The organism is Methylobacterium aquaticum, assembly GCF_001043915.1.
GTDB classification, from domain to species: domain Bacteria; phylum Pseudomonadota; class Alphaproteobacteria; order Rhizobiales; family Beijerinckiaceae; genus Methylobacterium; species Methylobacterium aquaticum.
Window position 1 is genome coordinate 1 of record NZ_LABX01000429.1, and the last position, 2,955, is coordinate 2,955.

General features: G+C 64.9%; 2 protein-coding genes and 1 pseudogene. All 3 read right to left on the minus strand.

All coding sequences use genetic code 11. The annotated features are described in order from the left end of the window. Positions 1 to 383 precede the first annotated feature (383 nt). Complete coding sequence (locus VP06_RS32985) at positions 384 to 1,907, minus strand: hypothetical protein (RefSeq protein ID WP_156295887.1); 1,524 nt, start codon at positions 1,905 to 1,907, stop codon at positions 384 to 386. Between the two features lie 7 nt (positions 1,908 to 1,914). After that, positions 1,915 to 2,730 (minus strand): hypothetical protein, encoded by an 816-nt coding sequence (locus tag VP06_RS32990; RefSeq protein WP_048468052.1) that lies wholly within the window; start codon positions 2,728 to 2,730, stop codon positions 1,915 to 1,917. Positions 2,731 to 2,771: 41 nt separating this feature from the next. After that, positions 2,772 to 2,955: pseudogene (locus tag VP06_RS35705) on the minus strand (IS5/IS1182 family transposase); the annotation flags it as partial.

Genomic DNA, 2,955 nt, shown 5'->3' on the forward strand with positions numbered 1-2,955 from the left:
ATTACGGGCCACCCATCCCACCTCTCGCCGATCTGGTCAGGCAGCCAACCCCAGCCTGACCGCCCGCGAATTTGCCCCGGTTACATTGTTTGAGACAGGAGGCTTGGTTGACTCCGCCGTGGGTGTGCCCGGGTTTGTGCCCAGCTGTAGCGCGCAAATTCGAATGGCACGACGCGCAGGTTCAGATGTCACCAGTTTCAACGGCCGCTGAGGCTGGCCGGGCCGAAGTCCGAGCGACCCAGGGCAGACCTAGCGCTGGTTGAACCGCGTGCTGTTGAGGCGCCTGATGAATGCTCTGGTCTTGCCGCCGGTCACGGCAGCGTTGACGGTCGGCCCGGTCTTCCATCCGGCTCGGAGATGGAAGATCCGTTTGGCAGGCAAGCCTACGGGGCCCAGGCACCGCCCTGGCGGCGGTAATGGGCGCCCGTGCCGCCTCCGGTGAACGAGCCCGGGGCGCCGTCCGATGCGTACACCCGCGACCCGTCGAGGACGGCGCCGAGGGAGCCATCAGCGAGCTGAGCGACCGTCATATCGGCATCGAAATGCTCAAACGACGCCACACCAGGAGCGAACGAATATTTCGGCGAAAAGACGCCCTTGAAATTATTGTGCCGTACACGGATCGGCTTCTTCAATCGGTCGCTGCTGGCAGGGCCGTACACATCGATGCCGCGTGGGGTGTTGGAGCCCAGATTGATCAGCTTGTTGTGGTCGATGTCCACGTTGTCACCGGTCTGCACCCAGATGTAGCGAGCGCCATTTTCCAGCGCGGAGCGCACCCGGTTCCCCCTAATAGTCGAGCTTTCGAGCCAGTCAGCGCCGTTGTCCTCTACGATAATGTGATACTGGAACGTCGCGGCATATACCGGCGACAAGATGCTCATCCAGTTCCGCTCGAAATACACGGTCAGCGTCGACCCGTCCTGCGTCCGGAAGCGCGCCGATCCTGTGTACTGGTCCTCCATCGTATTGTCGTAAATATTGAGATCTCCGGCATTCGCCCCCCTGACCGCGACATCAATTGCGATCGAGCCGCCGCCCATCTTGTTGCTGACGATTTTTGTGTAACCGACCTCCGTATAGAGGCAGGGGCCCGATCCGGGTTGGTTCATGCCTTGGCCGAACCACATGTTGTCGCGAACCTCGCCACCATTGCCCTCGGTGCCGGGATAGGTCGCGATCTCAACCGCCCTCCCGTTCCAGGCCATGAAACGGCATCCCGTGATCTGCGGCACGAACGGCCCGAGTAGGCGGAGGCATTGATTTTTGCCGACGACGGCGACGTCCCTGAAAATGGACGACGAGTTAACGTTATTGGTCGGGCCGCGAACGAGGATGCCGGCGCCGCTGTTCCCGTCGTACCCACCCTGCTTGTTCCGGAAACTGGGATGAACGTCGATCCGGAAATTTTCGAACCGCGCCGGATAGAGCGATCGAACATCAAACACATGGCCGGCTCCGAAAATCGGACGAATGAGGCTCGTCGCCGCCTCGTCCTGCACCGCCGCCCCCGGCCCGAAGCCGTTGCCCCATCCAATGACCGTGAATGGAGCCCCGCTCTCCACTGTGATGGTAGCCTCCGGGCGAAACTGCCTCCCGGGCACGACGAGGATCGGCCGACCTTGAGCCACGCTCGCCGCCTTCGTCAGCCCCGCCTGGTCACTATCGAGGCCATTGCCTGGGCAATGGTCGAGCAGGTTGACCATGTCGCCGAAATGGGCTGACAGCGGACGCTCGACGGTCGCCGGGACGCTGCCGTAGCGCGGTCGTGCTCGGAGATCCGAGATGGCCGGTACGGTCCCCGGCGTCTGCCCCCTGGCGGTGCCGATTGCTCCGGCGGCTCCTGCGAGCCCGAAGGCGAGGATGGAGCGTCGCGACGGCGCCGACGGCGTGCGAGATGTCGTCATCGAAGCCTCACTGCGCGATCAGGACGAGGCCGGAGCAGACAAAGGGCTGGCCTGCGGGGACGGGGGCAACGGTCGAACCCGGCGTACAGGCCGGAAGCGCGCTGAATAGAGGCGCGCCGCCCACCCGCAGCCCATCCGCATTTGGGAGATCGAGAGCCTGTGCAGTGACCACGCCCGAGAAGGCGGGGTTCGCGACCCGCGCCTTGCCGGCGAGGGCGCCGAGCAGGATCTGCGTGGCGCTGTCGACGTAGCGCGTATTGGCCGGAGCTGAGCTATTGTCGTTGGCCGATCGGTTGGGGACGGGAACGATCGGCGCCTGCCCCTGCGCCAGGGCCAGAGCCGGCACGAGCGACAGGACGACGACGGCGAGCAGACGGGAATGATGCACGGACGACCTCGCTACTGAGCCTGGACGGGGGGGGCCGCCAGCGCCCTGGCGGTAATATCGGCCGGCCGCCGCCGGGACCGGTCCGTCGCCGCTCCAGACCGGCAGGGAGCTGACCCAGGCATCCCAGACCGTGCCCATGAAGGCCGCGAAACCGACGTCGGTCGGGTCTAGTGGCAGGCCGAGGGCAGCGCGAGCATCGAGCGCCGTCGTCGCGCCCGTCCCGCCCTGCGCGAGCGAGAGCGCGGTGGTGAGGCCCGACAGGCGCGTGATATCGGCGTTGTCGCCAGCTGCGGCCTTGCCTGCCAAGGCGGTTTCGGAGGCGCGGGTCTGGATCGCGGCCCGCAGCTGCGCCGCGGTCGCATCGAGCGCGGCCGAGAGCTTTGCCAAGGTGTCCCTGTCTGGAGCGACGTCGCCGAGCACGGCGGCCCTGATCATCTCACCCAGATTCGAACCGGTCAGAGTCCGTTAGGAAAGAGTTAACCCATAGTGATTGATGCGAGCATCCGCCCGATTGATGCAAAAAGCATCGCACCGGCCGAGACGTGGAGCAACGTTTCATAATCGACCTTGAGGCTGCGCGAGCCCGTGAGAACGCCAATGCTCTGCTCGACCCGCCATCGTTTCGGCAGGAGAACAAAGCCCTTCGACCCCTCTGGTCGA